The 23,569-nt window shown below is 55.1% G+C and carries 34 protein-coding genes; 3 read left to right on the top strand and 31 right to left on the bottom strand.

Features of this window, described 5'->3' with window-relative positions:
* The first annotated feature begins 27 nt into the window (after window positions 1–27).
* Complete coding sequence (locus CA832_RS10470) at window positions 28–771, top strand: DUF6090 family protein (protein WP_143542370.1); 744 nt, start codon at window positions 28–30, stop codon at window positions 769–771.
* A 1-nt stretch (window position 772) separates the two neighbouring features.
* On the opposite strand, the gene argS is transcribed toward CA832_RS10470, so the two are convergent.
* Window positions 773–2,557, bottom strand: coding sequence for an arginine--tRNA ligase (gene argS / locus CA832_RS10465; protein WP_088341569.1), 1,785 nt, complete (start codon window positions 2,555–2,557; stop codon window positions 773–775).
* Window positions 2,558–2,675: 118 nt separating this feature from the next.
* Between argS and CA832_RS10460 the strand changes: the two genes are divergently transcribed.
* Window positions 2,676–3,107 carry a hypothetical protein gene (locus CA832_RS10460; protein WP_088341568.1) on the top strand — a complete coding sequence of 144 codons (432 nt, stop codon included), beginning with the start codon at window positions 2,676–2,678 and terminating at the stop codon, window positions 3,105–3,107.
* 33 nt (window positions 3,108–3,140) lie between these two features.
* On the top strand, window positions 3,141–4,568 hold the full coding sequence (locus tag CA832_RS10455) for an SDR family oxidoreductase (protein ID WP_088341567.1): 1,428 nt from the start codon (window positions 3,141–3,143) through the stop codon (window positions 4,566–4,568).
* Between the two features lie 9 nt (window positions 4,569–4,577).
* Here CA832_RS10455 and ctlX read toward each other — a convergent pair whose 3' ends face one another.
* The 30 genes from ctlX to rpsS all read right to left on the bottom strand — a co-directional run bounded on the left by ctlX (window position 4,578) and on the right by rpsS (window position 23,561).
* On the bottom strand, window positions 4,578–5,507 hold the full coding sequence (gene ctlX / locus CA832_RS10450; RefSeq protein ID WP_088341950.1) for a citrulline utilization hydrolase CtlX: 930 nt from the start codon (window positions 5,505–5,507) through the stop codon (window positions 4,578–4,580).
* A gap of 189 nt (window positions 5,508–5,696) precedes the next feature.
* Window positions 5,697–6,614, bottom strand: a complete 918-nt coding sequence (locus tag CA832_RS10445; RefSeq protein ID WP_088341566.1) for a dimethylarginine dimethylaminohydrolase family protein — start codon at window positions 6,612–6,614, stop codon at window positions 5,697–5,699.
* A 70-nt stretch (window positions 6,615–6,684) separates the two neighbouring features.
* Window positions 6,685–7,968, bottom strand: a complete 1,284-nt coding sequence (locus CA832_RS10440) for a citrate synthase (protein WP_088341565.1) — start codon at window positions 7,966–7,968, stop codon at window positions 6,685–6,687.
* Between the two features lie 113 nt (window positions 7,969–8,081).
* Window positions 8,082–9,629 (bottom strand): glycogen synthase, encoded by a 1,548-nt coding sequence (locus CA832_RS10435; protein WP_088341564.1) that lies wholly within the window; start codon window positions 9,627–9,629, stop codon window positions 8,082–8,084.
* Window positions 9,630–9,709: 80 nt separating this feature from the next.
* Entirely contained in the window at window positions 9,710–11,002 is a 1,293-nt protein-coding gene (eno, locus tag CA832_RS10430) for a phosphopyruvate hydratase (protein WP_088341563.1), read from the bottom strand.
* A gap of 99 nt (window positions 11,003–11,101) precedes the next feature.
* The gene (gene carA, locus CA832_RS10425; RefSeq protein ID WP_088341562.1) at window positions 11,102–12,229 is read right to left on the bottom strand and encodes a glutamine-hydrolyzing carbamoyl-phosphate synthase small subunit; all 1,128 of its coding nucleotides are present in this window, start codon (window positions 12,227–12,229) and stop codon (window positions 11,102–11,104) included.
* Between the two features lie 102 nt (window positions 12,230–12,331).
* Window positions 12,332–12,862 carry a 50S ribosomal protein L17 gene (rplQ, locus tag CA832_RS10420; protein ID WP_088341561.1) on the bottom strand — a complete coding sequence of 177 codons (531 nt, stop codon included), beginning with the start codon at window positions 12,860–12,862 and terminating at the stop codon, window positions 12,332–12,334.
* 45 nt (window positions 12,863–12,907) lie between these two features.
* The gene (locus CA832_RS10415) at window positions 12,908–13,900 is read right to left on the bottom strand and encodes a DNA-directed RNA polymerase subunit alpha (protein WP_088341560.1); all 993 of its coding nucleotides are present in this window, start codon (window positions 13,898–13,900) and stop codon (window positions 12,908–12,910) included.
* 21 nt (window positions 13,901–13,921) lie between these two features.
* Complete coding sequence (rpsD, locus tag CA832_RS10410) at window positions 13,922–14,527, bottom strand: 30S ribosomal protein S4 (RefSeq protein ID WP_088341559.1); 606 nt, start codon at window positions 14,525–14,527, stop codon at window positions 13,922–13,924.
* 90 nt (window positions 14,528–14,617) lie between these two features.
* Window positions 14,618–15,022: a 30S ribosomal protein S11 gene (gene rpsK, locus CA832_RS10405; RefSeq protein WP_088341558.1), complete on the bottom strand. Its 405-nt coding sequence runs from the start codon at window positions 15,020–15,022 to the stop codon at window positions 14,618–14,620.
* Window positions 15,023–15,090: 68 nt separating this feature from the next.
* Window positions 15,091–15,465: a 30S ribosomal protein S13 gene (rpsM, locus tag CA832_RS10400; protein ID WP_088341557.1), complete on the bottom strand. Its 375-nt coding sequence runs from the start codon at window positions 15,463–15,465 to the stop codon at window positions 15,091–15,093.
* Window positions 15,466–15,470: 5 nt separating this feature from the next.
* The gene (ykgO, locus tag CA832_RS10395) at window positions 15,471–15,587 is read right to left on the bottom strand and encodes a type B 50S ribosomal protein L36 (RefSeq protein ID WP_013621733.1); all 117 of its coding nucleotides are present in this window, start codon (window positions 15,585–15,587) and stop codon (window positions 15,471–15,473) included.
* A gap of 13 nt (window positions 15,588–15,600) precedes the next feature.
* Window positions 15,601–15,816 carry a translation initiation factor IF-1 gene (gene infA / locus CA832_RS10390; protein WP_088341556.1) on the bottom strand — a complete coding sequence of 72 codons (216 nt, stop codon included), beginning with the start codon at window positions 15,814–15,816 and terminating at the stop codon, window positions 15,601–15,603.
* A gap of 1 nt (window position 15,817) precedes the next feature.
* Window positions 15,818–17,158 (bottom strand): preprotein translocase subunit SecY, encoded by a 1,341-nt coding sequence (gene secY / locus CA832_RS10385; RefSeq protein ID WP_088341555.1) that lies wholly within the window; start codon window positions 17,156–17,158, stop codon window positions 15,818–15,820.
* Window positions 17,159–17,168: 10 nt separating this feature from the next.
* The gene (gene rplO / locus CA832_RS10380; protein ID WP_088341554.1) at window positions 17,169–17,621 is read right to left on the bottom strand and encodes a 50S ribosomal protein L15; all 453 of its coding nucleotides are present in this window, start codon (window positions 17,619–17,621) and stop codon (window positions 17,169–17,171) included.
* Window positions 17,622–17,632: 11 nt separating this feature from the next.
* The gene (rpmD, locus tag CA832_RS10375; RefSeq protein ID WP_088341553.1) at window positions 17,633–17,812 is read right to left on the bottom strand and encodes a 50S ribosomal protein L30; all 180 of its coding nucleotides are present in this window, start codon (window positions 17,810–17,812) and stop codon (window positions 17,633–17,635) included.
* Between the two features lie 11 nt (window positions 17,813–17,823).
* On the bottom strand, window positions 17,824–18,348 hold the full coding sequence (rpsE, locus tag CA832_RS10370; protein WP_088341552.1) for a 30S ribosomal protein S5: 525 nt from the start codon (window positions 18,346–18,348) through the stop codon (window positions 17,824–17,826).
* 8 nt (window positions 18,349–18,356) lie between these two features.
* Window positions 18,357–18,710 (bottom strand): 50S ribosomal protein L18, encoded by a 354-nt coding sequence (gene rplR, locus CA832_RS10365; RefSeq protein ID WP_088341551.1) that lies wholly within the window; start codon window positions 18,708–18,710, stop codon window positions 18,357–18,359.
* Window positions 18,711–18,721: 11 nt separating this feature from the next.
* Complete coding sequence (gene rplF, locus CA832_RS10360; protein WP_088341550.1) at window positions 18,722–19,264, bottom strand: 50S ribosomal protein L6; 543 nt, start codon at window positions 19,262–19,264, stop codon at window positions 18,722–18,724.
* 20 nt (window positions 19,265–19,284) lie between these two features.
* Window positions 19,285–19,683 carry a 30S ribosomal protein S8 gene (gene rpsH / locus CA832_RS10355; RefSeq protein WP_088341549.1) on the bottom strand — a complete coding sequence of 133 codons (399 nt, stop codon included), beginning with the start codon at window positions 19,681–19,683 and terminating at the stop codon, window positions 19,285–19,287.
* 21 nt (window positions 19,684–19,704) lie between these two features.
* A complete protein-coding gene (rpsN, locus tag CA832_RS10350; protein ID WP_088341548.1) occupies window positions 19,705–19,974 on the bottom strand; it encodes a 30S ribosomal protein S14 in 270 nt (89 codons plus the stop codon).
* Window position 19,975: 1 nt separating this feature from the next.
* On the bottom strand, window positions 19,976–20,527 hold the full coding sequence (gene rplE / locus CA832_RS10345) for a 50S ribosomal protein L5 (RefSeq protein WP_088341547.1): 552 nt from the start codon (window positions 20,525–20,527) through the stop codon (window positions 19,976–19,978).
* A 2-nt stretch (window positions 20,528–20,529) separates the two neighbouring features.
* A complete protein-coding gene (rplX, locus tag CA832_RS10340) occupies window positions 20,530–20,841 on the bottom strand; it encodes a 50S ribosomal protein L24 (RefSeq protein WP_088341546.1) in 312 nt (103 codons plus the stop codon).
* An 11-nt stretch (window positions 20,842–20,852) separates the two neighbouring features.
* Window positions 20,853–21,221 carry a 50S ribosomal protein L14 gene (gene rplN, locus CA832_RS10335; RefSeq protein ID WP_088341545.1) on the bottom strand — a complete coding sequence of 123 codons (369 nt, stop codon included), beginning with the start codon at window positions 21,219–21,221 and terminating at the stop codon, window positions 20,853–20,855.
* Window positions 21,222–21,223: 2 nt separating this feature from the next.
* Window positions 21,224–21,481: a 30S ribosomal protein S17 gene (gene rpsQ, locus CA832_RS10330; RefSeq protein ID WP_088341544.1), complete on the bottom strand. Its 258-nt coding sequence runs from the start codon at window positions 21,479–21,481 to the stop codon at window positions 21,224–21,226.
* Between the two features lie 13 nt (window positions 21,482–21,494).
* Window positions 21,495–21,689 carry a 50S ribosomal protein L29 gene (gene rpmC, locus CA832_RS10325; RefSeq protein ID WP_088341543.1) on the bottom strand — a complete coding sequence of 65 codons (195 nt, stop codon included), beginning with the start codon at window positions 21,687–21,689 and terminating at the stop codon, window positions 21,495–21,497.
* Between the two features lie 12 nt (window positions 21,690–21,701).
* Window positions 21,702–22,124, bottom strand: coding sequence for a 50S ribosomal protein L16 (gene rplP, locus CA832_RS10320; protein WP_088341542.1), 423 nt, complete (start codon window positions 22,122–22,124; stop codon window positions 21,702–21,704).
* Between the two features lie 20 nt (window positions 22,125–22,144).
* Window positions 22,145–22,858, bottom strand: coding sequence for a 30S ribosomal protein S3 (rpsC, locus tag CA832_RS10315; RefSeq protein WP_088341541.1), 714 nt, complete (start codon window positions 22,856–22,858; stop codon window positions 22,145–22,147).
* A gap of 11 nt (window positions 22,859–22,869) precedes the next feature.
* Window positions 22,870–23,277, bottom strand: coding sequence for a 50S ribosomal protein L22 (gene rplV / locus CA832_RS10310; protein ID WP_088341540.1), 408 nt, complete (start codon window positions 23,275–23,277; stop codon window positions 22,870–22,872).
* A 5-nt stretch (window positions 23,278–23,282) separates the two neighbouring features.
* Window positions 23,283–23,561 carry a 30S ribosomal protein S19 gene (gene rpsS / locus CA832_RS10305; protein ID WP_008613595.1) on the bottom strand — a complete coding sequence of 93 codons (279 nt, stop codon included), beginning with the start codon at window positions 23,559–23,561 and terminating at the stop codon, window positions 23,283–23,285.
* Window positions 23,562–23,569: the final 8 nt, after the last annotated feature.

The following is a 23,569-nucleotide window of genomic DNA, read 5'->3' as shown; positions in this document are numbered from 1 at the left end:
CTGTTTCGCAAATTTCGCCACGGTTTATTGAAAGAACGCAAATTCGGGACCTACCTGGTTTACGCCACGGGGGAAATCCTGCTGATAATCGTCGGGATCCTGGCGGCCCTGTGGATCGACGGGTGGAACCAGGACCGGCAGGAAGCCAAAAGGGAAGCCTTCTACCTGGAGGGACTTAAACACGAATTCCAGTTAAGCCTGGCCAAACTCGATACGCTAATTGCCGTAAATAAAAGGACATACAACAACACCAAAGAGCTCCTTTCGCGCCTGCCAGAAGTGGAAACACGCGATGAGGAGGCAGCACTTTCAGGGCTGCTTATCGAAGCGCTTTCCTATGAAATCCAATACAACCCGAACAATTCCCTTTTGCGGGAAATGATCAACTCGGGCAGGCTGCAAATCCTCTCCGACGCCGATCTGAGGCAACGCCTAACATCCTGGGAACCCTCCCTGGAAAGTGCCAACCGGCAGGAGAGCAACCTGCGGAACATACGGGAGCAGGTCATGGATGTATTCCTCGGGCCAGAGGGCAGCATCCTGTCCATCCTGCAGGACGCCGGGGTTGCTTCCATATATGTTGGGGAAGGAATCCCCAAACGGGAGCATACGAACCTACCCGTGCTGAAATCGCAGGAATTCGAAAACAAACTTGTGGTATTCCTGATAACCGCGGAGGGTACGGAAAGTAACTTCTACCTGCCCCTGCGCAAAGGGATCCTGACCATCCTGGAACGTATTGATGCCAGTCTGGGCTCCGCCAGCCGGTAGCCTACATCCGCTCCGGCGTCTCGATCCCAAGCAGGGCGCAGCCCGTGCGGGCCACCTCCCCTACCTTCCGGGCCAGCTGTACGCGAAAGGTCCTGTGGTCGGGGTTCTCCTCCCCCAGGATGGTCACCTGCTGATAGAATGAATTAAAATCCTTCACCAGGTCGTAGGTATAATTGGCCACCAGGGCCGGGCTGTACTGTTCCGCTGCCTGGCGCACCACGGCAGGGAACTGCTCCAGGTCCTTGAGCAGTTGTTTTTCCTTATCGTGCAGGGTTTCCAGGATAAGCCCCGTCGCCGGACGGTCGTCGTCGAAGCCCGCCTTGCGGAGGATGGACTGGATCCGCGCATAGGTGTATTGGATAAACGGCCCGGTGTTGCCCTGGAAATCCACGGACTCCTCCGGGTCAAAAAGCATGCGCTTGCGCGGGTCCACACGGAGAATGAAATATTTCAGGGCCCCCATCCCGATCTGGTGGTAGAGCCGTTGTTTTTCTGATTCGCCAAAGCCTTCCAGTTTCCCGAGTTCCCCGGAAATGCCCTCGGCAGTGGCGGCCATTTCCTGCATTAAATCGTCTGCATCTACCACTGTCCCCTCCCGGCTTTTCATCTTTCCGCTGGGCAGGTCCACCATCCCATAACTCAGGTGGAAGAGTCGCTCGGCCCAGGTATAGCCCAGCTTCTTGAGGATCAGGAACAGGACCTTGAAATGGTAATCCTGCTCGTTGCCCACTGTGTAGACCATCCCTTCGATATCCGGGTAGTCTTTAACCCGCTGGATGGCCGTACCGATATCCTGGGTCATATAGACGGCCGTACCGTCTGCGCGGAGGACAATCTTTTCATCCAGGCCATCCCCGGTGAGGTCAATCCAGACACTGCCATCATCCTTGCGGAAAAAGACGCCTTTCTCCAGGCCCTCGGCCACCACGTCCTTGCCCAGGAGGTAGGTATCGCTTTCGTAATAGAGGGTGTCGAAGTCGACCCCCATTTCCCGGTAAGTCTGCTCGAACCCCTCGTAAACCCACCCGTTCATGGTCTCCCACAGGGACACTACTTCCGGGTCTCCCGCTTCCCAGCGCCTGAGCAGGTCCTGGGCCTCCTTGAGCATTGGGGCTTCCCGTTCGGCTTCTTTGGCGTCCATCCCTGAAGCTTCCAACTGGCGGACCTCCTCCTTGTAGGCCTTGTCGAAGGCCACATAGTAATTCCCTACCAGCTTATCCCCTTTAACGCCGGTGCTTTCCGGGGTCTCCCCCTTTCCGAATTTCTGCCAGGCCAGCATACTCTTGCAAATGTGGATGCCCCGGTCGTTGATGATCTGGGTTTTATACACCTTGTGCCCTGCCGCCTTCAAAATTTCGGCAACTGAATACCCCAGCAGGTTATTGCGGATATGCCCCAGGTGGAGGGGTTTGTTGGTGTTGGGGGAGGAATATTCTACCATGACGGCCCCTTTGGAACCTGCCTTTTCCAGGCCATAGTCCCGGGCCTTCCGGATCCCTTCAAAAAAGGAGAGGTAGTACGCATCGCTTACCACCAGGTTCAGGAATCCTTTGATCACATTGAAATCGCTGACCTCTTCGCAATGTTCTACCAAATAACGGCCAATCCCTTCCCCAATGGCCACGGGGTTGCCCTTGACAAGCCGGAGCATGGGGAAAACCACCACCGTGATATCGCCGGTGAATTCCTTGCGCGTGGGTTGTAACTCCACATTATCCAGGGTGACCCCATGGTTGGCCGCAACAGCCGCAATGACCTTTTCCGTAAGGCGTTGTTCCAATGACATACTGGTAGGATTTCAAGGGGCAAAACTACGGAATTCCTGAGGTTTTTCATGGGCCATGGGCCGCATAAACGTCTGCCCGTATTTGGTTATCTTTAGTCTTCGCTATGAAAAGAAAGCAATGCTTGCCAACGTATCCTATAACAACCCGGCCCTGACCCGGAAAATTGACGCCCTTGTGGGCAAACCCTTTACCCTGAAACAGCGGTGGGCCATGGGGGGCATCGGCTCTCCCAAACTTATCATCCGCCAGGCCAGCCCGGAAATCCACAACCTGCTGCTGCTGGACAACAACCGCAATACCTGTAACATCGAACTGCGCCCGGGCGGGATTATCCTCCGTTTCCGGTCTTTGCTGGAAACCTACGGCCTGGTTATCCCTTACTACCGCCTTACCCTTTACAAGGGCGACCTGGGGGTGTACAGCGTCCATGCAGAGCATCATTTTGTGAAGGTAGAGGCAGACACCCGGGCCGTGCAGAAGTTTTTTGTGAAGCTCCTGGGGGAAAAAGCGGACAACCAGCCTGAAGGTCCCCAAAAAGGCATGTACTAAAATGTGCAGCAGTAAACCCAAAACCCCGGCCCTATGAAAATCCTGCTCACAGGGGCCAACGGGTATATCGGGATGCGGCTGTTGCCCCAACTCCTGGGGGAAGGCCACCAGGTGGTGTGTGCCGTAAGGGATGCCACCCGCCTCTCGGTAGACGAGGAAACCCGGCAGCAGCTGGAAATCATCGAAGTGGATTTCCTGGCATCGCCCCAGCCGGACCTCTTTCCCCAGGACCTCGATGCCGCCTACTACCTGATTCATTCGATGAGCTCCTCCACCACGGATTTCGATGAGCGGGAAGCCCTTTCGGCCAGGAATTTCAACGCCTATATGGAAGCGACCAGGCCGCAGCAGGTCATTTACCTCAGCGGCATCGTCAATGAGGAAAAACTCTCCAAGCACCTCCGCTCCCGCAAACAGGTGGAGGATATCCTTTACGAGGGGTCGTTTAACCTCACCGTGTTGCGCGCGGGAATCATTGTGGGGTCCGGGAGTTCCTCCTTCGAGATTATCCGGGACCTCTGCGAAAAGCTCCCGGTAATGATCACCCCGAAATGGGTCCTTACCCGCACCCAGCCCATAGCCATCCGGGATGTTATCCGCTTCCTCTCCGGCGTCCTGGGCCGGGAAGACACCTTCGGCCAATCTTTCGACATTGGGGGCAGCGATGTGCTGACCTACAAGGATATGCTCAAAGGGTACGCCCGGGTGCGGGGATTCCGCAACTGGATCCTTACCGTTCCGGTCATGACCCCGAAACTCTCCTCTTACTGGCTCTACTTTGTAACCTCAACGTCCTACAAGCTGGCGGTAAACCTGGTAGACAGCATGAAGATGGAGGTGGTGGCCCGCGATAACCGGCTGGCAGAAATACTGGGGATCGAAACCCACAGCTATGAGGAGGCCATCGATATGGCCTTCAAAAAAATTGAGCAGAACCTGGTGGTGAGCAGCTGGAAGGACAGCATGGTAAGCGGCCGCTTCGACCGCAGCCTGCACAAGTATATCCAGGTACCCCGGTACGGAGTCTTTACCGACCATAAACAGCTTCGCGTAACCGACCGGGAAGCCATCCTGGAACGGGTCTGGAGTATAGGGGGCGAAACAGGTTGGTACTATATGGACGGCCTGTGGAAGATCCGGGGGCTGCTCGATAAAATGGCCGGGGGGGTAGGCCTCAGGCGGGGACGCACCCACCCGGACCGCATCTTTGCCGGCGATGCACTGGATTTCTGGCGGGTTTTGCTGGCCGACCGGGACGAGGGCCGCCTGTTGCTCTTCGCGGAGATGCGCCTGCCCGGGGAGGCCTGGCTGGAATTCCGCGTGGGGCCCGACCATATCCTTCACCAGGAGGCCACCTTCCGGCCGAGGGGGCTTAAAGGCAGGCTGTACTGGTACAGCGTGCTGCCCTTCCACTATTTTATTTTCGGGGGGATGATCCGCAACCTGGCCCGGGTGAGCTAAGGTAACGCATCAGGATTCGGGCAAAAACACCTCCGCCATCATGCACCTCGCGCTGCCGCCCCCGCAGGCCTCGATGGTATCCAGTGGGCTGTGGACAATGCGGGCGTGCTTTTCCAGGGTTGCGACCTGTTCCGGAGTAAGGGAATGATAGGCCGAACTACTCATGGCCAGCAGGCGTTCCCCATCCCTGCCCAGGACCTGCAGCATATTCCCGGCAAAAGCGTGCATCTGGGCCTCGGTAATAGCCACCACTTCCTTCCCGTCTGCCTTCAGGTGGTCCATTACATTCTTGCGCTCTTTCCGGTCGTCTATGGCGTCCAGGCAGATCACGGCAAAAGCTTCGCCCAGGCACATCATCACGTTGGTGTGGTAAATGGGTTTCCGCTCCCCGTCCACGGACTGGTAGGCGGTAAAAATGACCGGGAAGACCTCAAAGTCCTCACAGAATTCGATAAACAGGTCTTCATCGGCCCGGTCCGACAAGGCGCAATAGGCTTTCTGGTGGACCCGGTCCATGATGATGCTGCCGGTCCCCTCCAGGAAGTACCCTTCCGCCTCTGCGGCGGTGTAATCCACGATCTGGTCAATCCGGAACCCTTCGGCCTCCAGCAAATCGAATACATCCTCCCGCCGCTCGCGCCGGCGGTTTTCAGCGAACATGGGATATACCACTACCGAAGCATTTTCGTGGAAGGACACCCAGTTATTGGGGAAGATAGAATCCGGAGTATCGGTCTCCACCCGGTCGTCTATGGTGATCACGTGTACCCCTGCCTCCCGGAGGCGGGCCACAAAGCCGTCGAACTCCTCCTGGGCACGGGTATTGATCTCGCTGTTTCGGATGTCCAGGTCTTCCTGGAAATAGTTGTTGACGGCGGTTTGCTCGTTCATCCGGAAGTGCACCGGCCGGATCATCAGGATGGTATTGGTAATCTGCATCTGAAGGGAGGTAAATTGCCGTAAAAGTATGGATTTCCCCCATGAAAACATCGCAGGATTACGGCTAAAAACCACCTGGAAAAGTTGCCATTTAACCGTGCGGAATTAAAGGGTGTGAAACGCCATAACCCCAAGGCGCCACTTCCCGGTTTCAAACAGGGCAGCCTTGTCCCAAAGGCCATAGGCTTCTTATTTCTCCCGGCAAAGCGGCAGCGTACTGCAGCGCAGCAGGCCTCCCTGTTTCCCCACTTCTGCGTAAGGGATCTCCTCCACGGTAAGGCCGCGGCTGCGCAGCCAGTGGTTCAGGCGGGTAAACCCGCGTTCGGATACCACCACCTCGGGTGAGATGGAGAAGACATTGGGAAACATGCGGTACATCTCCTCATCGTCTATCTCAAAGACGTTCTCGGGGCCAAAATGGTCCAGCAGCCACTGGAAATCGGCCGGGTTCAGGAAGCTATCCCTATGCAGGATGGCAAGGCCCGTCCCCACCGGCTGGAAACAACAATCCAGGTGGAGGGCATTGCGCCGGGGGTCGGTGTTGGACTTGCGCAACTCAAACGCCTTTACTTTGCGGTTGGGAAAATGCGCCTGCAGGTATTCCACGGCCGCCCGGTTGGTCCGCGCCGTGATAAAGTCGGCATAATCCGGGGCGGTATAGGTCCCCACAAAAAGATAGTCCTTCCAGGGCATGACATCTCCCCCTTCCACATGCACTTCCTCCGGGGGGACAAGGATCTGGTCCTCATCCAGGTGTTCCAGTACATGCACAATCGCCTGGAACTCCCGCTCCCGTTCCGGGAGGATATTGGCCTCCACCAGCTTGTCGTCTATAACAAAGGCAATGTCCCTGGAGAAAATCTGGTTGCAGTCCCGGATGACTTCGGGACGGAACACGGTGACGCCATGCTTGCGCAAAACAGAGGCGAAGCCATCCATCTGCCGGACCATATCCGCCTCGGCCGGATACGTACCCGCCAGGATATGCTCCAGGGATTTGGGGTCATATGCCTCCTCGGGCAGGGGAACCGGGCCGCTGCTTTCGGCGGTTCCCAAAACCACAGCCTTCAGCCGTGAGGTCTCGTCGGTGATATGCAAGTCTACCATAGTTCCGTACAGGGTATAAAGAAGGGGGCTCCCCTGGGGGAGTCCCCTGTGTATGCAAAAGGGTTGTGCCCTACCGGTCTTCCAGCTTTTTGAAAGGCCTCAGGGTCTCCCCGATATAGACCTGACGGGGCCTTCCTATGGGCTCCCCGCGGAGGCGCATTTCGCGCCACTGAGCAATCCAGCCGGGCAGCCTTCCCAGGGCGAACATCACGGTAAACATCTCTACCGGGATGCCCAGGGCGCGGTAGATAATACCGGAATAAAAGTCCACATTCGGGTAGAGCTTCCGCTTTACGAAATAGGGGTCTTCCAGGGCTTCTTTTTCCAGGCCTTTGGCAATCTCCAGCAATGGGTCCTCCATGTGCAGGCTGCCCAGGACATTATCTGCGGAGCGCTTGATGATCTTGGCCCGGGGGTCGAAATTCTTGTAGACCCGGTGGCCGAAGCCCATCAGGCGGAAAGGATCTTCCTTGTCCTTGGCCTTGGCCATATATTTCTTGGTGTCCCCATCGTCGTCTGCGATAGCCTGGAGCATTTCCAGCACAGCCTGGTTGGCCCCGCCGTGCAGCGGGCCCCATAGGGCCGATATCCCTGCCGAGATGGATGCAAAGAGCCCTGCGTGGGAAGAGCCCACAATCCGCACCGTGGAGGTGGAGCAGTTCTGCTCATGGTCGGCGTGGAGGATCAGGAGCTTGTCCAGGGCCTCTATGACCAGCGGGTTTTTCTGGTATTCCTTGTTGGGCCGCTTAAACATCATCTTGTGGATGTTCTCCACATAGCCCAGGCTGTCGTCCCCGTAATCCAGGGGGAGGCCCATCCGCTTGCGGTGGGTCCAGGATACCAGTACCGGGAATTTAGCCAGCAGGCGTACAATGGCGTGGTACATATCCTTTTCGGAGGACACATTCACCGAGGAGGGGTTAAAGGCGATCAGGGCGCTGGTAAGGGAGGCAATGACCCCCATGGGGTGGGCCGATTTCGGGAAGCCATCCAGGATCTTCTTCATTTCCTCATCCACATGGGATTCGGCCTTGATATCGTGGTCGAATTTTGCCAGCTGCTCCTTGGTAGGCAGTTCCCCGAAAATCAGGAGGTAGGCCACTTCCAGGAAGTCTGCATGCTCTGCGAGTTCCTCAATGGAATAGCCCCGGTACCTGAGGATTCCCTTCTCCCCATTGAGAAACGTGATGGCGCTTTCGCACGACCCCGTGTTCTTGTATCCGGGGTCCAGGGTTATCATCCCGCTGGAGGCCCGCAGGGCTTTGATATCGATGGCCAGTTCATTTTCGGTCCCTTCCACAACGGGGAATTCCATGGTTTTCCCCTTATAGGTTAACTGCGCAGTATCAGACATGAATTCGGTACTTATTTGTTAGCATTCGGTGTCCTGTAAAAATACGAAAAACAACGGGTCTTAACAATTCGAAACCTGCATTTCTGGACCGCCAAAATAGCCTTCGAAGCCCCTTATCCTTCGGGTTGGAGGGCGTAGAGGTCTCGGTAGTAGCCATCTACGGATTCTGCCCAGGTAAAACGCATGCCCCTGGCGTTTTCCCGAATGGCCGCCCACTGGTCGGGCTGGTTGAAAAACACGTCCAGGGCATGGTCAAAAACCACCTGGAAATCCTTCAGTTTGGCCGGGTAAGTATCCCCCCCGAAGAGGAAGCCCGTTTCCATGTGCCGGATGGTGTCCTTCAGGCCGCCTGTAGCATGGGCCAGCACCGGGTTGCCATTGCGCATGGAGAGCATCTGGCTGATCCCGCAAGGCTCAAACAGGCTGGGCATCAGATAAAGGTCCGTTTCCAGGTAGATAGAATCGATCAGGTCCTCGGACTGCCCGTTGGTAAAAATAAAATTGGGGTGGTCGAAACTCATCTGCCGGAAGAGTTGCTCGTATTCCGGAGCACCTGTCCCCAGGAGCATAAAGATGCCGTTTACCTCTTCCAGGCGGGCCAAAAGCCCCCGAAAGACTTCCGGGCTGTTTTTGAAGAAATAGAATTTCTGCTCGGTGAGGCGCGCCACACTCGAACACACAAAGGCCGGAGGCGCCTCCATGAGCCCGATAACCTTCTCCCCGGTATGGGCCAGAAAATCGGCCTTATATTTTTTGGATTCCTCCTGCAGCCACCTGAAGATCGCCCGGATGGTATTGGCGTAGAGCTTGCCTGCCTGTGCCTCCCGGATATTGCCGTAGTTGCAGCCATTGAGTATCCCGAAGAGCCTGCCTTCCCGGTGAGCAGCCTGCAGATCGGCTTCCAGGCCCTCCCCTCCGATAAACTCGGGCGGGTTGCTGGGCTTCATGATATCGGCCATATACGAAGGGGAGACCGTGTGTACGGCATCGGCCAAACGGATTCCGACAGCCATCAGGTTGATGCAATCCGTATAGCGGTAATCCCGAACGGCTTCCGCCGGGTAGTTGAGGGTAGGAAACCAGTTCTCCAGGGACGCGTAGTTCTCCGCCAGCGGGCGGATCCCTTGTATAGCCAGGTTGTGGATGCTGTAGACCATCCGAATCGATTGCAGGGCCGCAAAGGCCGGATGGTACTGCCGCAGCAACAAGAGCAGGCTGGTGTGCCAGTCGTGGAGGTGGATTACCTGCAGCTTGCCAAAAGCCCCCTGAACCACGGCCTGGGCTACCCCGGTGCAGAAGATGGTAAACTTGATAAAGTCCGTGTAGAAAGGCTCCTCCGGGTCGTTGTGGTAGATGTGGGCGATATCCCCCGCCTCAATTTCCGGATGGTGCAGGACATAGTGGGTAATCCCCTTCAGCTCCTTTTTGGGAGGCACCTGGTAGAGTTCCAGCTCGTACTCCTGGTTCCGGAGGCCCACCACAAGGCTGCCCTGGTAGGTGCCCTTCGGGTGCAGACGCCCGTAAGAGGGCACCACGACGGCCACGGCATCTCCCCTTTCGGCTATCTGCCTGGGGACATCCCGCACCACGTCCCCCATGCCCCCGGCCTTACACCCGGCAATGGCGTCATTCTCTGCAGAAACAAACAGGAATCGGTTCATGGTCTTATGCTATGCAGTCCGGTTGCCCGGCATGTTAAAAAAAAGGCCCTGCATCTGCAAGGCCTTTGTTATTTCTCCCGTCAGGGTTTGACCTTGAATGCGCCCGGCCCAGGGTAATGGGCCACGCTGCCGAGCTCCTCCTCAATACGGAGCAGCTGATTGTATTTGGCCATCCGGTCGCTCCTGGAAGCGGAACCGGTTTTGATCTGCCCGGTGTTGAGGGCCACGGCCAGGTCGGCAATGGTGTTGTCCTCGGTTTCCCCGCTCCGGTGGGACATGACGGAGGTGTACCCGGCATTTTTGGCCATGTTAACCGCCGCAATGGTTTCGGAAAGGGTCCCGATCTGGTTTACCTTGATCAGGATGGAATTGGCGATTCCCTGGTCGATACCCCGGGAGAGCCGCTCCACATTGGTCACAAAGAGGTCGTCTCCCACCAACTGTACCTTGTGGCCGATTTTCTCGGTAAGCAGTTTCCAGCCTTCCCAGTCGTTCTCGTCCATGCCGTCCTCGATGGAAATGATGGGATACTTCTCGCAAAGCCCGGCCAGGTATTCCGCCTGCTCGGCAGAGGTGCGCACCGCCCCCTTGTCGCCTTCGAATTTGGTATAGTCGTACTTGCCGTCCACATAAAATTCCGCAGACGCGCAGTCCAGGGCAATCATCACCTGGTCGCCCATCTTGTAGCCGGCCTTTTCGACCGCCTTGGAAATCGTGTCCAGGGCATCCTCGGTCCCGTCCAGGGTGGGCGCAAACCCGCCTTCGTCCCCCACAGCGGTACTGAGGCCCCTGTCGTGGAGCACCTTCTTGAGATTGTGGAAAATTTCCGTCCCCATTTGCATGGCATGGGTAAAGCTCTCGGCTTTGACCGGCATCACCATGAATTCCTGGAAGGCGATGGGGGCATCCGAGTGGGAGCCGCCATTAATAATGTTCATCATCGGGACCGGGAGGGTGTTAGCACTGACCCCGCCTACATAGCGGAACAGGGATTGGCCCAATTCATTCGCGGCAGCCTTGGCCACGGCCAGGGAAACCCCCAGGATGGCATTGGCGCCCAGGCGTCCCTTGTTCGGAGTACCGTCCAGTTCGATCATGGCCTGGTCTATGGCATTCTGGTCGTAGACCAGCATCCCGCGGACCTTCTCGGCAATCTCGGTATTTACATTGGCCACTGCCTGGGCCACCCCTTTGCCCATATAGGCCTTTCCTCCGTCGCGCAACTCCACGGCTTCGTGTTCCCCGGTAGAGGCTCCCGAGGGTACGGCAGCGCGCCCCAGGACGCCGTTTTCGGTAAGTACATCCACCTCCACGGTGGGGTTCCCTCTGGAATCCAGGATCTGCCTGGCATGCACGTCAATGATGATACTCATACAATACGATTTATTCGGTTGATTTCGGTGGGTAAATATACGAAAGCGCCTCGCTATTGCCGCGTTTCAGCCAGCAGGCGGGTGCTTTGTAACAATATCTTAAACTACTGTGTCTTTTGCCTGTTGCTCGCATATTTGCGCAAAGAACTGGTCAAAAAGGTATTCGGCATCGTGGGGCCCGGGGCTGGCCTCCGGGTGGTACTGCACGGAAAACACGGGTTTGCCCTTCATCCGCAACCCGGCCACGGTATTGTCGTTCAGGTGCAGGTGGGTGATTTCCAGCTGCGGGTGGGCTTCAGCCTCCTCCCGGTTCACGGCAAATCCGTGGTTCTGGGAGGTGATTTCCCCTTTCCCGGTCAGCAGGTTTTTCACCGGGTGGTTAATGCCCCGGTGGCCGTGGTGCATCTTATAGGTAGACACCCCATTGGCACGGGCAATGACCTGGTGGCCCAGGCAAATGCCGAAAAGCGGTTTACCGGACGCGATGATCTCCCGGGCTGCGGCTACCGCAGATTCCAGGGGCTCGGGGTCTCCCGGGCCGTTGGAGATAAAATACCCGTCCGGTTCCCAGGCGCTCAGGGTCTTGAAATCCGTATCGTGCGGGAAAACCTTGATGTAGGCGCCCCTTTTGGCCAGGTTCCTGAGGATGTTTTTCTTGATTCCGATATCCAGGGCCGCTATCCGGAATTCGGCCCCCTCGTCCCCCACGTAATACGGTTCCCGGGTAGAGACCTTGGAGGCCAGCTCCAGGCCTTCCATACTTGGTACCTCCTCCAATTCCTTCTTCAGGGCATCGATTTCATCCACGCGGGTGGAAATAACGGCATTCATGGCCCCGTTGTCGCGGATATAGCTCACCAGGGCGCGCGTATCGACATCGGAAATGGCAAAGAGGTTACTCTTCTGCAGGAAAGCCTCCAGGCTCATGTCCGCATCCGGACGGCTGTACACATAAGAGAAATTCTTGCAGATAAGCCCCGCAATCTTCACCCCGTCGGATTCCACCTCCTCTTCCTTTGCCCCGTAGTTCCCGATATGGGCATTGGTCGTGACCATGAGTTGGCCGAAATAGGAGGGGTCGGTGAAAATTTCCTGATAGCCGGTCATCCCGGTGTTAAAACAAACCTCGCCAAAGGCAGTACCCTGTTGATCCCCCACGGACTTCCCGTAAAAAATGGTTCCGTCCGCCAGTAAAATCAGTGCTTTACGCTTTGCCTGGTACTTCATAAATGCTTCCGTATTTTTTGGGTTCAAACAAAATAACATAAAAAAAGGATAGCCACTCCAAGGCTATCCTTTTCTTGTTTACAACTTTTAAAAACCTCTGGGTTACTCCTCTGAGTCATCCGCTTTGGTTTCTGTTTTTGCAGCAGCTTCCTTGGCCGGGGCTGCGGCAGCTACCGCAGCTTCACCCCCTTTTCCTTTGGAGCGGCGGCTCCGGCGGGTGGTCTTTTTGGCCGGTTTGCCGGCATTGTAGATCTCGTTGAAATCCACCAGCTCAATCATGGCCATCTCGGCGTTGTCCCCGAGGCGGTTCCCCAACTTGATGATGCGGGTGTACCCTCCCGGGCGGTCGGCAACCTTTTCGGAAACGGTCCCGAAGAGTTCGGTTACCGCAGCCTTGTCGCGCAGGCTGCTGAAGGCGATCCTGCGGTTGTGGGTTCCCTTCTCCACCGACTGGTTGTTCTCCGCCTTGGAGCGGGTAATGAGGGGCTCAATGAACTTCTTGAGCGCCTTGGCCTTGGCCACAGTGGTATTGATTCGCTTATGTTCGATCAGGGAGCAAGCCATGTTGGCCATCATCGCCTTGCGGTGGGCTGTCTTGCGTCCGAGATTGTTGATTTTCTTTCCGTGTCTCATCTTATCAAACGTTTCGCTGGAATTGGCAACGGTAGGCGCCCCAGCTTAATCCTTATCCAGTTTATACTTTGAAAGGTCCATCCCGAAATTCAGGCCCTTGTTGATTACCAGTTCCTCGAGTTCGGTGAGGGACTTCTTCCCGAAGTTCCTGAATTTCATCAGGTCGTTCTTGTTGAAGGACACCAGGTCCCCCAGCGTATCCACCTCTGCTGCCTTCAGGCAATTCAGGGCGCGGACGGAAAGATCCATATCAACCAGCTTGGTCTTCAGCAGCTGGCGCATATGCAGGGACTCCTCATCGTACGTCTCGGTCTGGGCAATTTCATCGGCCTCCAGGGTAATGCGCTCATCGGAGAACAGCATAAAGTGGTGGATCAGCACCTTGGCTGCCTCGGTAAGGGCATCCTTCGGGCGGATGGAACCGTCGGTGGCAATCTCGAAAACCAGCTTTTCATAGTCGGTCTTCTGCTCTACCCGGTAGTTCTCAATGCTGTATTTCACATTGCGGATGGGGGTAAAGATACTGTCCACGGCAATGGTCCCCAGGGGGGCATTTGCCTTCTTATTCTCCTCGGCGGGAACATATCCGCGTCCCTTCTCGATGATGATCTCCATGTTGATGCTCACCTTGGGATCCATGTTGCAGATCACCAACTCGGGGTTCAGCACCTGGAATCCGGAGATAAACTTCTGGAAGTCGCCGGCGGTAAGCTGCTCCTTCCCGCTGACGGAAATGGAAACGGTTTCCTCGTTTACATCGTCAATCTGGCGCTTGAAGCGGACTTGCTTCAGGTTCAGGATAATCTCGGTTACGTCTTCAACAACACCATCTATCACCGAAAATTCGTGTTCTACCTTATCGATGCGCACCGAAGTGATCGCAAAGCCTTCCAAAGAAGCGAGCAACACCCTGCGCAGGGCATTCCCAACCGTAAGACCGTAACCAGGCTCGAGGGGGCGGAATTCGAATTTCCCCTCGAAGTCGGTGGAGTCTATCATGATTACTTTGTCCGGCTTCTGAAAATTAAGTAATGCCATAATTCGGGTCTGTGTTGTTTTTTATTTAGAGTAAAGCTCCACAATTAACTGCTCCTTGATATTCTCAGGAATCTGGATGCGCTCCGGAACAGTTACGAAAGTACCCTCCTTTTTCTCGGAATTCCAGCTGATCCACTCGTATACGTTAGAGTGGGCTGCCAGGGAATCCTCAATGGCCTGGAGGGACTTGGATTTTTCCCGAACCCCTACAACATCGCCTGCTTTAAGGGAATAGGAAGGGATGTTCACCACCTCTCCGTTTACGGTAATGTGGCGGTGAGACACCAGTTGGCGGGCGGCACGGCGCGAAGGCGCAACGCCCATCCGGTAAACAACGTTGTCGAGCCGGGATTCGCAAAGCTGGAGCAATACCTCACCGGTAACGCCCTTGCTGCGGTTGGCAGCGGCAAAAAGGTTGCGGAACTGACGCTCCAGGATGCCATAGGTATACTTGGCTTTCTGCTTTTCCTGCAGCTGGATGGCGTATTCGGATTTCTTCCCGCGGCGACGGTTGTTTCCGTGCATCCCGGGAGGGTAGTTTTTCTTTTCGAAAGACTTGTCGTCCCCGAAAATCGGTTCGCCGAACTTACGGGCGATTTTGGTTTTTGGTCCTGTGTATCTAGCCATTTTCTAAAGATTGGAAGGTGCGGTTATGAATTAAGGCATATCCTTCGATAACCGTAACGACACCTTCTGTGAAAAAATTAATTGTGTCGATTAAACTCTTCTGCGTTTGGGGGGGCGGCATCCGTTGTGCGGCAGCGGGGTAACATCGATGATCTCGGTTACCTCGATCCCGGCATTGTGGATGGTACGGATGGCAGACTCACGGCCATTGCCCGGACCCTTCACGTAAACCTTCACCTTGCGCAGGCCGGCCTCATGTGCGGTCTTCGCACACTCCTCGGCAGCTACCTGGGCGGCGTAGGGGGTGTTCTTCTTGGATCCGCGGAAACCCATTTTTCCGGCAGACGCCCAAGAAATCACATCGCCCTTTTTGTTGGTCAGGGAGATGATGATATTGTTGAAGGAGGCGCTGATGTGCGCTTCCCCGGTAGATTCAACCGCCACCTTGCGCTTCTTGGTGGTCTTGGCGACTTTTCCTTTTCCTGTTTTTGCCATAACTGTATGAAAGATATTAGCAGAGCAGCGGGGGATGGACCAAAAGCCCTACCCCAGACTACCTACTGTTATTTGGTGGCCTTTTTCTTGTTGGCTACGGTTTTACGCTTTCCTTTACGGGTGCGGGAGTTGTTTTTGGTCCGCTGTCCCCTGAGCGGCAGGCCGGCACGGTGCCGTACCCCGCGGTAGCATCCGATATCCATCAGTCGCTTGATGTTCAGTTGGGTCTCGGAACGCAGCTCTCCTTCGATTTTATAAGAAGCCACTGCATCCCGGATACGGCCGATCTGGTCGTCGGTCCAGTCCGAAACCTTGGTGTCCTCTTCTACCTGGGCCTTCTCCAGGATCTCCTGAGCCCTGCTCTTACCAACCCCGTAGATATAGGTAAGGGCAATTACGCCTCTCTTTTGTTTTGGGATGTCTACCCCTGCAATTCTAGCCATAATGGTTACCCTTGTCTTTGTTTAAACCTAGGATTCTTCTTGTTGATGACATACAAGCGCCCTTTGCGGCGAACGATTTTGCATTCCGCGCTGCGCTTCTTTATGGATGCTCTTACTTTCATGGTATCCGATTTCTTAGTATCTGTACGTTATTCTGGCCTTACTGAGGTCGTACGGGCTCATTTCCAGCTTTACCTTGTCGCCCGGGAGCAGCTTGATGTAGTGCATCCGCATCTTCCCGGAAATATGAGCGGTGACCACATGGCCGTTCTCCAACTCCACGCGAAACATGGCATTGGAAAGGGCTTCGATGATGGACCCGTCCTGTTCTATGGGCGCTTGCTTGGCCATATTATGCTACTTTTCTGTTTTTACCCGCCTTCATCAGCCCGTCGTAATGGCGGTTGAGGAGGTAAGAATTCACCTGCTGTACGGTATCGATAGCCACCCCTACCATAATCAGCAGGGAAGTGCCTCCATAGAAGAGGGCCCAGTTGGCCTGGATATCCATAAGCTTTACCACAATGGCCGGGAAAACGGCCAAGATGGCGAGGAATACGGAGCCGGGCAGGGTAATGAGGGACATCACCTTGTCCAGGAAATCCGCGGTCTCTTTACCAGGGCGGATACCCGGGATAAAACCGCCGCTGCGCTTTAAGTCGTCTGCCATCTTATTGGTCGGAACCGTAATGGCAGTATAGAAATACGTAAAGATGATAATCAGCACGGCGAAGAGGATGTTGTAGGCCAGACCGAATATGTCGGAGAACTGCACTTCCATCCACTGGCCTGCGGCCGTATCGTTGAAGGTGCTCCCTATCAGGCCCGGGGCAAACATAATAGCCTGGGCGAAGATAATGGGCATCACCCCGGAAGCATTGAGCTTCAGGGGGATGTATTGACGGGAGCCCATAACGTTCTTTTCGTAACCGCCCGAAGCTGTCCGGCGCGCATATTGCACGGGGATCTTGCGGGTGGCCATAACCAGCAGTACGCTGGCCAGGATCACAACAAACCAGATGATCAGTTCCACCAGGATCAGCATGGGGCCTCCGTTTCCGTTAAGGCGGGAAGCTGCTTCCTGGATGAACGCCTGGGGAAGGGTGGCGATGATCCCGATCATAATCAGGAGGGAAATCCCGTTTCCGATCCCCTTATCGGTAATCTTCTCACCCAGCCACATGGCAAATACACACCCGGTTACCAGGATAATCACGGAAGGTACGATGAAGTTCAGGCCTTTGCCCAGCAGAAAGGCGCTGTCCGGCACTCCAAGGGCCCCGAGGCTGTACAGGTAGGCCGGGGCCTGCACGATACAGATCAGGATGGTGAGCCAGCGCGTAATCTGGGTTTTGGTCTTGCGGCCGCTTTCCCCCTCCTTATCGAGTTTCTGCAGGTAGGGAATGGCAATTCCCATGAGCTGCACCACGATGGAAGCGGAGATGTACGGCATAATCCCCAATGCAAAAACGGAGGCGTTGGCAAATGCCCCTCCGGTAAAGGCGTTGAGGATCCCGAGGATACCGGTCTCGGTCTGGTTCGCCAACTCGGCCAGCTGGGTGGTATCCACCCCCGGTAGCACAACCTGTGCCCCGAAGCGGTAGACCAGCAGCAGCCCGAGGGTAACTATAATCCGGCTCCTCAGCTCTTCAATCTTCCAGATATTTGTTATGATCTCTATAAACTTCTTCATAACCGGTACCTTATAAACTTATGGCTTCGCCACCGGCAGCTTCGATAGCCGCTTTGGCCGTGGCCGTAAATTTATGTGCCGAAATTTTCAGGGACGCCTTGATCTCGCCCCGGCCCAGGATTTTCACCAGGTCGCTTTTGCGGGCCAGCCGCAGGGCTACCAGGTCTTCCAGGCTTACTTCATTTTTGATGCTGCCTTTATCGGCCAGTTCCTGCAGGGTGTCCAGGTTAATCCCCCGGTACTCCTTGCGGTTGATATTGGTAAAGCCGAATTTCGGAACGCGGCGTTGCAATGGCATCTGCCCCCCTTCGAAACCGATCTTCTTGGAATAACCGGAACGGGACTTGGCGCCTTTGTGTCCGCGGGCGGCCGTACCACCCTTACCGGACCCCTGTCCGCGACCAACTGTTTTACCAGCCCTGTGAACCGAACCTTTAGCAGGTTTTAAATTCCCTAAATCCATCTTCCTTCTTTTTAGGCTTCTGAGGTAGAAACCAGGTGTTTTACTTTATCGATCATTCCCATGATGGCCGGTGTGGTGTCGTGCTCCACTTCCTGGCCAATCCGGTGCAGTCCCAGTGCCTCGAGGGTGCGTTTCTGCTTCTCGGTGCGTTTGATGCTGCTTTTTACTTGCGTGACTTTGATCTTTGCCATTGGTCTGCTCCTTATCCGTTGAATACTTTTTCGAGGGAAATTCCACGCTGACGGGCTACGGTATTGGCATCGCGAAGGCGAAGCAGGGCGTCGAATGTCGCCTTAACCACGTTGTGCGGGTTGGAAGAACCCTGGGACTTGGAAAGTACGTCCTGAACGCCTACGGCTTCCAGTACGGCACGTACGGCACCCCCGGCAATCACCCCGGTACCGTGGGAAGCGGGCTGCAAATACACCCGGGCGCCTCCGTATTTTCCTTTTTGTTCGTGCGGGAGGGTACCCTTGTTCAAGGGGATCCGAACCAGGTTTTTCTTGGCATCTTCCACTGCCTTGGCAATGGCGGTAGCCACTTCCTTGGACTTACCGAGACCATGGCCAACAACACCGTTCTCGTCTCCTACCACAACAATGGCGGAGAATCCGAAAGCGCGGCCACCCTTGGTTACCTTGGTTACCCGTTGAACACCTACCAGGCGGTCCTTGAGCTCAAGGCCTCCCGGCTTTACGAATTCCACATTCTTGTAATTCCCGTACATAACTTCAATTAAAATTTTAATCCGCCTTCCCTGGCACCATCGGCCAGCGATTTAACACGGCCGTGGTAGAGGTATCCTCCACGGTCGAAAGCAACGGTTTCAACCCCTGCTTTGAGGGCCTTTTCGGCCAGGAGCTTCCCAACGGCAGCAGCCACTTCGGATTTCGTTCCTTTGGTATCGAGGCCCTTATCCCGTGAGGATGCAGCCGCCAGGGTTTTCCCGCTGGTGTCGTCGATAACCTGGGCGTAAATCTCCTTGTTGCTCCGGAACACGGACAGGCGGGGCCTTTCCGCGGTGCCGAAGGACACCTTGCGGATGCGCCTCCTGATTCTGTTTCTTCTCTCAGACTTCGTTAGTCCCATGATGCTTTCGATTATGCTGATTTACCTGCTTTTCTTCTCAGTTGCTCGCCCTTGAACTTGATTCCTTTTCCTTTGTAAGGCTCAGGCTTGCGGAAGGAGCGTATCTTGGCAGCTACCTGCCCCACGAGTTGCTTGTCGTGGGAGGTGAGCTTGATGGTCGGGTTCTTCCCTTTGTCGGAGGTGGTTTCCACCTTTACCTCCGGTGCCAGGTCCAGAACGATGTTGTGTGAGAACCCAAGGGCCAGGTCCAGCTTTTGTCCCTGGTTGCTGGCGCGGTATCCTACCCCTACCAGTTCCAGTTCCTTGGTCCATCCCTGGGTAACCCCGTGGATCATGTTGGCGATAAGCGCCCGGTACAGTCCGTGCTTGGCCTTGTGATCTTTGGAATCCGAGGGGCGTGTCACTGTTACTTCGCCGTCTTCCACCGCAATATCCACATCGGCAAATTCCTGGCGGAGTTCCCCGAGTTTTCCCTTTACCGTTACCACTCCCTCGGCCACTTCTACTGTGGCACCTTCGGGAATTGCGATCGGACTATTACCAATTCTTGACATGCTTCTCTTCTTTTATTCTATTAATACACGTAGCAAAGCACTTCGCCGCCCACGTTCTCGCGTTGGGCCTGCTTGCTGGTCATTACTCCGTGGGAGGTAGATACAATGGCTATCCCGAGGCCATTCAGCACGCGGGGCAGACCGTCTACTCCGGTATACTTCCGCAGACCAGGCTTACTGATCCGCTGAATTTTGCGGATAACGGGCTCCTTGGTTTCCGGATCGTATTTAAGGGCGATCTTGATAGTTCCCTGGTTGGTATTGTCCTCGAACTTGTAGCTCAGGATGTACCCCTGGTCGAACAGGATCTTGGTGATCTCCTTCTTCACGTTGGAAGCGGGGACCTCTACTACCCGGTGCCCTGCCGAGGAGGCATTGCGGATTCGGGTCAAATAGTCTGCTATAGGATCTGTAAACATCTTTTCCTGTAATTTAGGCGGTTACCAACTCGCTTTTTTAACACCGGGAATCAACCCCTGGTTGGCCATTTCACGGAACATTACCCGGGAAATCCCGAAGGTCCTCATATACCCTTTGGGCCTGCCGGTAAGCTTGCAGCGGTTGTGCTTGCGCACCGGGGAAGCATTGCGCGGAAGCTTTTGCAGGGCTTCGTAGTCCCCGGCTTCCTTGAGCGCCTTCCGCTTTGCTGCGTACTTCGCTACCATTTCAGCCCTTTTCCGCTCGCGGGCCTTCATCGATTCTTTAGCCATACTAGTTCTTTTTAAAGGGTAACCCCAATTCGGTTAACAGTGATTTCGCTTCCTTGTCGGTCTGGGCGGAGGTCACGAAGGTGATGTCCATACCGTTGATGCGGTTGATCTTGTCGATATTGATCTCCGGGAAGATGATCTGCTCGGTAATCCCGAGGTTGTAGTTCCCGCGTCCGTCGAAACCGGTAGCGCGGATCCCCTGGAAATCACGGACACGCGGCAAGGCGGTAGTCACCAGGCGGTCCAGGAATTCATACATACGCTCCCCGCGGAGGGTAACTTTGGCCCCAATGGGCATCCCTTTCCGGAGTTTGAAGGTAGAGACGTCCTTTTTGGAGATGGTGGCAACCGCCTTCTGACCGGTAATCTGGGTCAGCTCTTCCACGGCGTGGTCGATGAGCTTCTTATCGGCTACGGCTGCACCTACCCCGCGGCTCAGAACGATCTTCTGGAGCTTGGGCACCTGCATGACGTTGTCATACCCGTACTCTTCCTTAAGCGCCTTTACGATGCGCTCCTTGTACTCTGTCTTTAATCTTGGTACGTAGGACATAACTAAATTACTTCATTGGATTTTTTGGAAAACCGCACTTTCTGCCCGTCGCGAACCTCATACCCTACTCGGGTGGGCTCCCCGGACTTGGGGTCCAGGAGGGAAAGGTTAGAAATGTGGATAGGGGCTTCCTTCTCCACTATACCGCCCTGCGGGTTGCGGGTGCTGGGCTTCTCGTGCTTGGATACCATGTTCACGCCTTCCACAATTGCCTTGTTTTTGTCGCGCATGACCTCAAGCACCTTGCCCTCGACCCCTTTGTGGTCTCCGGCAATGACCCGAACCGTATCTCCAGATTTGATCCTGATTTTCATCTCTTTCTTCTTTATAGTACCTCGGGAGCCAAGGAAACGATTTTCATAAACTGTTTTTCGCGCAGTTCCCGGGCCACGGGGCCGAATACGCGGGTGCCGCGCATTTCCCCGGCGGGGTTCAGCAGCACACAAGCATTGTCGTCAAAACGGATGTAGGATCCGTCCGGACGGCGAACCTCCTTCGTAGTACGAACTACTACAGCGGTGGAAACCGTACCCTTTTTAACGGTACCGTTGGGAGTTGCCTCCTTTACCGTCACAACGATTTTGTCACCGAGGGAGGCATACCGCCTTTTGGTTCCTCCCAACACGCGGATGGTCAAAACTTCCTTTGCCCCGGTGTTGTCGGCTACTTTGAGTCTGGATTCTTGCTGTAACATAATTATTTGGCTCTTTCAAGGATTTCTACCAATCTCCAACACTTGGTCTTGCTAAGCGGGCGGGTCTCCATGATACGCACGGTGTCCCCGATGTTGCAATCGTTGGTTTCGTCGTGGGCAACGTATTTCTTGGTGCGAAGTACGAACTTACCGTACATGGGGTGCTTGACCCGCTTCACCTCAGAAACCACGATGGATTTCTCCATCTTGTTGCTGGTGACAACGCCAATACGCTCTTTTCTTAAATTTCTGTTTTCCATAAAGCAACACCAATTATTGGTTTTCCTCCCTTTTAATTAATTCGGTAGCCAGCCGGGCCACAGTCCTCCTGGTGCTCCTGAGCTGAAGCGGGTTCTCGAGCGGGGTAACGGCATGGGCCATCTTAAGCTCTCCGTACTGCTGCTTCAGGGCATCGAGCTTTTCTTTCAGCTCCGTTACGGACATTTCCCTGATCTCTGATTGTTTCATGGTCCTGACGGTTTATGAGGGATCGAAATCCCGGGCTACAATAAATTTCGTTTTAACCGGCAACTTCTGGGCTGCAAGGCGGAGGGCCTCCTGGGCCACGTCCAGCGGTACACCCGCGATCTCGAACATCACGCGACCGGGCTTTACCACGGCCACCCAGTACTCGGGGGCACCTTTACCCTTACCCATACGCACCTCAAGAGGCTTCTTGGTAATGGGCTTGTCCGGGAATATCTTGATCCAGAGCTGTCCCTGACGCTTCATGTAACGCGTTGCCGCAATACGGGCCGCCTCAATCTGGCGGGAAGTAATGAAGCTGGAATCCAGCGATTTGATACCGAACATTCCGTTGGAAAGCTGGTGACCGCGCTGGGAAATACCTTTCATACGGCCTTTCTGCGCTTTCCGGAACTTGGTTCTTTTGGGCTGTAACATTTTCTCTTGCCTTCTTTAAGTTACTTTCTGCGTCTTTTCTTTCCTTCGGGCTTGCCGGACTTGGCACTGCTGCCTTTCGACATACCCACCAGGGGGGAGAGCTCGCGCTTGCCGTAAACCTCACCCTTCATGATCCAAACCTTTACGCCCAGACGGCCGTAGGTGGTGTGGGCCTCGTGCAGGGCATAGTCGATATCGGCACGGAAGGTAGACAGCGGAATGCGTCCATCCTTATAGGTTTCAGAACGGGCCATTTCGGCACCGTTGAGACGACCTGAAATCATCACCTTGATCCCTTCGGCGTTCATCCGCATGGCTGCGGCAATAGCCATCTTAATGGCACGGCGATAGGAGATCCGGCTTTCGATCTGACGGGCGATGCTGGCGGCAACCAGGTTGGCATCCAGCTCCGGGCGCTTGATCTCGAAGATGTTGATCTGAACCTCCTTGTCGGTGATCTTCTTGAGCTCTTCCTTGAGCTTGTCTACCTCCTGGCCGCCTTTCCCGATGATGATCCCGGGCCGGGCAGTGGTGATGGTTACCGTGATGAGCTTCAGCGTTCTTTCGATAATCACACGGGAAACGCTGGCCTTGGCCAGACGGGCGTGGATGTACTTGCGGATTTTGTCGTCCTCGGCAAGCTTGTCTCCGTAATCGTTGCCTCCGTACCAGTTGGATTCCCAACCGCGGATGATTCCCAGTCGATTACCTATCGGATTGGTCTTCTGTCCCATACTCTTTTAATCTAGCTTTCTGCGTTATTTCTGGCTCCCAAAACCATGGTTACGTGGTTGGAACGCTTTCTGATTCGGTGTGCGCGGCCCTGGGGGGCGGGGCGCAGTCTTTTAAGCATGCGTCCGCTGTCTACGCGGATCTCCTTCACAAACAGGTCGGCATCCTCAATGTCTGCATCCTCGTTCTTCGCCTGCCAGTTGGCAATGGCGGAAAGCAGGAGCTTTTCCAGACGGCGGGAGGCTTCCTTGGTATTGAACCTCAGGATGGCCAGCGCCTTTTCCACTTCCTGTCCGCGAACCAGGTCGGCTACCAGTCGCATTTTCCGGGGAGAGGTAGGACAATTGTTCAGCTTGGCAAAAGCCACTTGCTGCTTCTCCTCTTTGATCCTCTCGGCCATTTGTTTTTTCCGAACACCCATAGCGCTTACTTTTTACCTTTGTTTTTAGCACCGGCGTGACCGCGGAAAGAGCGGGTCGGGGAAAATTCTCCGAGCTTGTGCCCTACCATGTTTTCGGTAACGTATACCGGTACGAACTGACGTCCGTTGTGAACCGCGATGGTCTGACCCACGAAATCCGGGGTAATCATCGAGGCGCGGGACCAGGTCTTGATGACGGTTTTCTTGCCGGATTCGACGTTCTGCTGAACTTTCTTCTCCAGGCTATAGTGAACGTAAGGTCCTTTTTTAAGGGAACGTGCCATTACTTATC

Origin of the sequence: Robiginitalea sediminis (assembly GCF_002198115.1) — a bacterium.
Taxonomy (GTDB): Bacteria; Bacteroidota; Bacteroidia; order Flavobacteriales; family Flavobacteriaceae; genus Robiginitalea; species Robiginitalea sediminis.
Note: the sequence above shows the minus strand (reverse complement) of the source record. Positions and strands in the feature narration are given on the sequence as shown.